The 6,894-nt window shown below is 60.4% G+C and carries 4 protein-coding genes; all 4 read right to left on the bottom strand.

The window, feature by feature from the left end; genetic code table 11:
• Nucleotides 1-159: 159 nt before the first annotated feature.
• Nucleotides 160-1,413, bottom strand: coding sequence for an oligosaccharide flippase family protein (locus ACV22V_RS32010; protein ID WP_448016707.1), 1,254 nt, complete (start codon nt 1,411-1,413; stop codon nt 160-162).
• A 37-nt stretch (nt 1,414-1,450) separates the two neighbouring features.
• The gene (locus ACV22V_RS32005; RefSeq protein ID WP_448016708.1) at nt 1,451-2,644 is read right to left on the bottom strand and encodes a glycosyltransferase; all 1,194 of its coding nucleotides are present in this window, start codon (nt 2,642-2,644) and stop codon (nt 1,451-1,453) included.
• A gap of 329 nt (nt 2,645-2,973) precedes the next feature.
• Nucleotides 2,974-4,755, bottom strand: a complete 1,782-nt coding sequence (locus ACV22V_RS32000) for a serine aminopeptidase domain-containing protein (protein WP_448016706.1) — start codon at nt 4,753-4,755, stop codon at nt 2,974-2,976.
• A 429-nt stretch (nt 4,756-5,184) separates the two neighbouring features.
• A complete protein-coding gene (locus ACV22V_RS31995) occupies nt 5,185-6,372 on the bottom strand; it encodes a polysaccharide biosynthesis/export family protein (protein ID WP_448016704.1) in 1,188 nt (395 codons plus the stop codon).
• Nucleotides 6,373-6,894: the final 522 nt, after the last annotated feature.

Below are 6,894 nucleotides of genomic sequence, written 5' to 3'. Positions count from 1 at the left end.
GGTTTTGCCATGGCCTCCTCGTTAGCGAAACAATGATGAGGTTAACAGAGCGTGCAGCGGGTTAACAGCCCTCGCAACTCTTTTTGTTAGAGCTTCTTACTGCTCATGCCTCGCACAATTGTTCAGGGCCGACTCCTTATCGTCAGCGCGCGAATCGCGTCAACCCGAACGCGCCGACAGATTTATCAGACCGACCCGTTCGCGACGGAGCACATATACGAGCGCGACCGCTACGGCTGTTTCGGCGATCAACACCGCAATAGCCGCGCCGCGCTCGGCAAACAACATGGCAAGCGGCGGCAGCAATGTCACGTTCAACACGCCGGACGAGATCAGGATCACGCTGAAAGCGCGCTTCATGCCGAGCGGCAACATCGTTTGAACGCCTAACAGATCCGTCATGCATGCCATGAACGGCACCAGCGCCAGGCAACGCAGCACGCCGATCGTCGGTGCAAACGAGCTGCCATACAGGATCCGAACGGCAATCGGTGCGCATACATAGATCGTTGCCGACATTGCCAGCACCAACGCGCCCTGCATCACGAACAGCTTTCGCAAGAACGAAAACGCTTCGTCACGCGCGTGATGCATCAGATAGGTTACGTGCGGATACGTTGCCGCCCTCAGTGGTTGCAGCAGACCGACTGCGGCTCGGATCAACTTGTCACCCGCGGCAAAATAGCCGGCGGCGACACTGCCCGAGACGATACTCAGCAGGACGGTATTGGTCGATGCGTAGAATGAGATCGACGTCGATGCGAGAAATACCTGCGAGCCGCCTTTCAGGGCGGTGGCGATATCGGCAAACCGTACGCGGACGCTTTCGATCTCACGATGAAGGAACAGGTACGCGAGCAACGTCACCCCGCAAAGCAACGGCACGGCCGCGTTGATAACGACCGCGTGCAGGAGGTCGTCTGGCGTGCGCACCCACATAATGATGGCGACAACACTAAGTGCACGGTACACAACCACCGTGACACTGTAGACGCTCAGCTTCTGGATTCCCTGAAAGTACCAGCCCGGCGTAAGCGCCGCACCGATCGCCATCCCGAATCCGGTCAGCAGGGCCGTGCGCTCCGCCGCGAAATGCGGGATGAGCGCGGTCAACGCGACAAGTACGCCGAAGCCGGCGACGGTAATTGCCCATTGGGCGCAAACAGTTGTCCAGAATATGCGGGATCGCTCCACCCTGTCGTTCGCAAGCGCGACACGCGGCGTTGCAGTCAGGTCGAAGCTGTAATTCGCCAGATTGATGAAATACGTCGTAACCGCAAGCACGAACGACAACCGTCCGTACTGTTGGGGACCGAGCACACGCGTCAGAAGAGGCAACGTGACGAGCGGCACGACGTACGTCGAGATTTGCAACGCAAACAACAAGGCAAAGTTTTTTCGGACGGCGATCATCGTGCTTTTCGGCTGAGTGTGAAAAGTGCGCCGACTGTCAATGTGCCCACGTGCGCGGTACATCCGTGCCAATGCCGAGTATGGCACACAGCGACGACGCATAGCATTCGACCGAGTAACGCGACCAGTCGTAGCGACGATTTTCCTTGTCAAGGTGCGCGCGCAGTTCGGTGAGTGCGCGCGCGAAGTCTGCAGACGTATTCCGATAGCGAATCTTATTGCCGATCTCGTCGCCGAAGGTCGACAGGCTCCCGATGTCGTGTACAAGCGCCGGCAAACCGAGCATGGCCGCTTCGACGATCACGAGGGGCGCGTTTTCCACCCAGATCGACGGCAACACGAGGGCATCGTGCGTTGGAAGCGCGGCGAACAGCGTCGCATGATCGAGACGCCCGGCGAAACGCAGCCTCCCCGACTCGACGAGTGTCGAGTGATGCTTCTCCAGGTTGCTCCGTTCCGATCCGTCGCCGTAGACAGTGAGCGACGCAATCGCATCACCGGCCGATTCGTTCATGAGCGCAAGAAACTGAGCGAGGCCCTTGTCCGCTTCCAGTCGACCGACGAACGCGAGGTCGAGGAAATCGCCTCTGGGAGGTTTCGGCGGACGGGGAACCAGCGTCGAATCAATCGGGTTCGGCAGGAGTGTGGCGGATTTTCGTCCGCACCGTGCGATCAGGTCATGCATGAATGGACTCGGACAGAGGATCTCGTCAAACAGGCCAAGTGGGTCGAAAAGCGCATTGACTGCATGCCAATGCAACTTCTTCGCGACGTCGTGAAGAAAGCCGCGTGGACTGGCGGTGAAAACGAAACGTCTGCCGCGATGCAATTGATCGAGTGACAACGGTTGCGCGCGCCCGCGGGAATAGACAAGCAAGCTCGGGTTGTAAAACAACAGATGGTAGTCGTGCGCGGTCATATATAAACCACATCCCGACCGCCGCTTATAGCGGGCAAGCACGGGCAGGATCGCGCTCGACAGCAGGTTGTGGTAATTGTGCACGAGGATCCGCTCCGGACGGAATCTCTCGAGCAGCGTGACGAGCGCGCGTGCAGCGACAGGCGACCACGCGCGCGCACGTCGGCCGTTTTCAACATCGGTCGGCAGTGTGTTCTCGTCGAAGGTTTCGACTACAACGTCGTTGCGTGCACGAAGCACGTCGACGGATACCCGGTACACTTCCTCGGCACCACCCTTGCGAACGAAGTCGTTGATAACCAGCACACGCATCACGACAAACCTGCATGGCGCGTCGACTGCGGCGCGCTGAGTTTGCTCACTTTTCGGCATCTCCGGCAATTTCGTTGTATCAACATTCCTGAACAGCCTCATGGCGCCGACGCCGTCGAAAGCGGGCGACGCGAGAAATAGACGCTGTCACGATAACGTGTCGAAAGCCAACGTTCTGTTCGCACGCTTACTTTCGGGCGGTTAAAAAACAGACCGGCCGGCGCGTCGAGGCATGTTCCACCCCACTCACCGTCAACCTACCCCTCTCATTCAGCCGTCTCCGACACGGCGGACGCGCGGCGTTCGGTACGGTGCGCGCTCGCCCGATGCTACGGCGTCACCCGTTTCGCTTCCGCTATTGGGGTCGCGGCAGACTCTGCCGGTGCATGCCAGCCGGCAAGCAACTCCGCACAGCGGTCGATGACGTATTGCACGGCGGCGTTGTCGTGCAGCGAATGATCGAGTGTGTCCTGCGTATCGATCGATACATTCGGCAAGTGCGCGAACGCACCTGACATGGGACCGAAATGCCGAACCACGGCGTCGACGCCGGGATCGAACGTACCGTAAATGAAGTGAGCCTGGATGCCGCGCGCAGACATGTCGCGCAGCAACCCGCGTGGCGTGTCCTTGCCCGCCCCCCAGCCGACACCCTCCATGAAGCGCCTGACCGGCACGGTCACGAAATCCGCGAGGAAGCGGATAAGCGCGCGCAATACCGGACGCAGATCGCGACCTTCGAGCAGCAGTCGGCGCCACTTGTCGACACTACGCAACGATGCGACATAGCCGCGCATCGAATTGGTCTGGTTATTGACTACAGTCGCTAGCGTCTCTCCGCGCGGCCAGACAAAAACTGGGAGATTAACCGCGATCACGCCGGCGAGCGGTCCGCACGCGGCGGCATGAAGCGATGCGTACGCCCCGGAGCAGATCCCGAACGTGACAATCTTGTGGTGACCGGCCTCTTTCAGCCAACGCGCGGCGGAGACCAAGTCGGCAATCATCTGATCCGAATACGGAATGTCCGATTGGTCGTCGCGTGCGCACCGGCTGCTGTCTCCAATGCCGCTCGAATCGATGCGCAGGCTACGGAAGCCGAGCCCCGCGAGCGATCGGGCCAGCCGAACTGCAAGGCGCCCGTCGGCAGTACGCGGATTGGCGGCCGTATTGGCGATCAGCAGTGTTGGTGCCGTGACGCGGATTGAGTCGCCCGCCGGTTCGCACAGCACGCCAACCAGTTGTTGCGGCCCCACGTAAATCACCCGTTCGACGCTGCCGTTTCCGGCCAATTCAATACCAGATGCAGGGCGTTGCACTGCGACGCGAACGGCTGCGTCAGGTCCATCGTCGATCCAGTTCGCGATTGTCTCGAGCAGCGCATTGGGCAGCCGTGACAAGTGCGGCTCGCGCATAGTGACCGCCCAGTCCGAACACGTTTGGATGCTCACCACGACACCGCGCTCCTGCAGCGCGTCCGATAACGCCGGACTGTCGCCATACGGTACATCGACGAGCAACGCGCGCGCCGGCAACGTACGCATGTGACTAGCAGCATGGCACAGGTCGATGCGCCGGAGCGCGCCGACGAGATCGTCCGGATAAGTATGGCCGAGTACGTTGAACGGCCGTTCGTCGCGAACCGCATCCCGCACGGTCGGCGGGGCGTTATCGAGCCAACGTTGCGCGACGAGCGAAAGCTCTCGCACGTAGCTGCGGCCACGCACAACAGGCGCAAGTGCGATGAAACGCGTGAGCCCCGGTATGCCGTCTGCAGCCAGGAACGCCAATGCCGCGCCAGCGCGCACGCCGACGAGCGTCAGGCTGTCCAGCGCGGCGCTTTCGCACAACGTCCGAACGGCATGCCGGATGCTCTCGAGCATGCGGTCGAAGCGTTCGGGATCCCGTTCGTCTCCGAGCGAATCGCCGCTCGCCGGATAGTGAAAGCGTAGTACCGGGAAACCACGGTCGGCAAGATGCTCAGCGATTGAACGCACAAGTTTATGAAGCCAAAGTGCTTCATGGCCGAGCGGTTCGCAAATGACGATGCCATGTGGTCGATTACCCTCGTGAAGCCACCCGACGCATCCATCGAATTGGATGGGTGTCATGGTTTGGTCCTTGTTTAAGTGTCTGACGGGCCGGATTTCAATGCATGCTTGCCGCAGGCCAAAGAGCAAGCGGTCGATCATTGCTCAGGCGAGCAATGAGATGTGTGCGTACTACGCGCGAGCATTCGCCGAGGACCACCCCGATCCGCGGACCCTTCTAAGTTGAGACTGGTTCTGAGAATGTTCTCAATACGCATTCCGAAATATCACGATTTTCCACACTGGACGACCTCGATGCACCGGGCAAACGACCCCGCCCGAATGCCTACAGGTAGTAGACGACTCAATCCTGACATATTCCGTACGCCACATTGCAATTTCAATACTCCCCACCTCCCCGTCGCACAGGTCAGGCGGAGACTGATGAATTCGCACGGCACCCTTCGGCAAGCGCGTGAAAAATCGCGAACACGACATTCGAAGCAGGTTTCACGGAGTAACGGCACGGGCAGTCAGCGCACCCTGCGCCGCAGACGGAATCAGCAGGTTCACGACACGACTCCAGCGCACCAGCGATGACGCATCGACAAATACGACGTCGTGACGCTCTAGCGCGAACTGGTCGGCGAGCGCGTACGATGCCGGCGCACGCCCGTCCAGGTGGTAGACCTGCGGCCGGTTGCCTGGCCCGCGACGCACCACGTAGATCTGCCGCGCATCCGACGTGGACTGGCTCACACCGCCCGTATCGCCGAGCGCTTCACCCAAACTCATCCGCCCGTCGGTCAACGTCAGCGTCGCCGGGCGTGACACCTCGCCGAGCACGAACACCTTCGCTTCACTCGTCGCACGCACGCGCACCAGATCACCGTCGCGCAGCAGGATGTTCGACGGGTTGACGCCCGCCGCAATCATTGCCGGCAAGCTCACGTTCACCGTCTTCCCATCCCGCGTCACCGAGACTTGGGAACGATCAGCTCCGGTCGTGAAGCCGCCCGCGCGATCGATCACTTCGGGCAGCGTCATCGGCATGTCATTGACGATCTGGAGCCCCGGCGTGCGCACTTCGCCATCGAGATAGACGCGTTTGCTTCGATACGCCTGGATGCGCAGCGCAATCTGTGGCTTGCGCACGTATTCGCCCAGCCGTCTAGTCAGGACCGCGCGGGCGTCCGCCTCGGTCAGCCCCGCCACGTGTACGAGGCCCGCGTATGCGAACTGTATATTGCCGTTTGCATCGACCGTGTAGCCCGCCGCGACCGAGTTGGTACCAATATTGTCGCCGTTCGTGGTCTGGGCCGTGGGGAGGTTCAGTTCCGGGTGATCCCACACGACGATGTTCAGGACGTCTCCGGAGCCGATCAGATACACCTTCGGTGTGCCGAACAGATGCCGGACTTCAGCGTCCACGTTGGCGGAACGTGCGGCACGCTGCTGTTCGACGAACGCAGGTGTGACCTCGATCAGATCCTCACTCGACACGTTCCGTATGCCATCGAGGCCGCCCGCCCCTGACGCGGCGACGCTCACGCGCGCATTCGCGTCGCGTTCAGCCTGCACCTGATATGTCATGCCTGGCGCGAATGCACATGCACTCAGCGTACAAACGATCATCGCCATCGCCATGCGCAGTAGCGGCAGACCAAGCCTCAATTTCTCTTGTGTAGTAGTTGACATCGCGTCCTCCAAACAGTGCGGGAACCCGCCCGGCCCAACATGACGGAACCACATTACGCTTGCCCGCAAGGCCCGCGTTGCATTGCCACACATCATTCCGTACGGGTTAGCATGAGCGGCGCTTCGTCGCGCTTGTCTGCATCCTGTCGACCGACGTGCACCCACACCATCGTGCTGCATACGGGCACGCCATATGCATCGCCATCTCGAACGTCGCTCGATACCACGTCGGACAGTCGATACAGGTGTCGTCCTGCCGGTCGTGCTCCGGCATGCCGCTCACACAGCAATACTGGATTGAACACGGTCTGGCCCGGCATGTATGTGAGCAATCCCACTGAACGCCGATCTTCATACAGAAATTAGATTGCGCCCCGAAAGCCGCGCGCCCCAGCGATAGATCACCACAAGCCAACGGCAGCCTCATTGTTGAGACAACTGCGCTGATCCGGCATATTTGTAGAGCCGCTTCAAAAGCCTGGTATGACAAGGTCACATCGTCAACCGCCACACCATTTGTTT

Source organism: Burkholderia sp. AW33-5 (assembly GCF_053427615.1).
Note: the sequence above shows the minus strand (reverse complement) of the source record. Positions and strands in the feature narration are given on the sequence as shown.

Excerpts from the sequence above, each read along its gene's own strand:
- ACV22V_RS32010 (WP_448016707.1), bottom strand. The coding sequence starts at position 1,413 with ATGATCGCCGTCCGAAAAAACTTTGCCTTGTTGTTTGCGTTGCAAATC.
- ACV22V_RS32005 (WP_448016708.1), bottom strand. The coding sequence starts at position 2,644 with ATGCGTGTGCTGGTTATCAACGACTTCGTTCGCAAGGGTGGTGCCGAG.
- ACV22V_RS32000 (WP_448016706.1), bottom strand. The coding sequence starts at position 4,755 with ATGACACCCATCCAATTCGATGGATGCGTCGGGTGGCTTCACGAGGGT.
- ACV22V_RS31995 (WP_448016704.1), bottom strand. The coding sequence starts at position 6,372 with ATGTCAACTACTACACAAGAGAAATTGAGGCTTGGTCTGCCGCTACTG.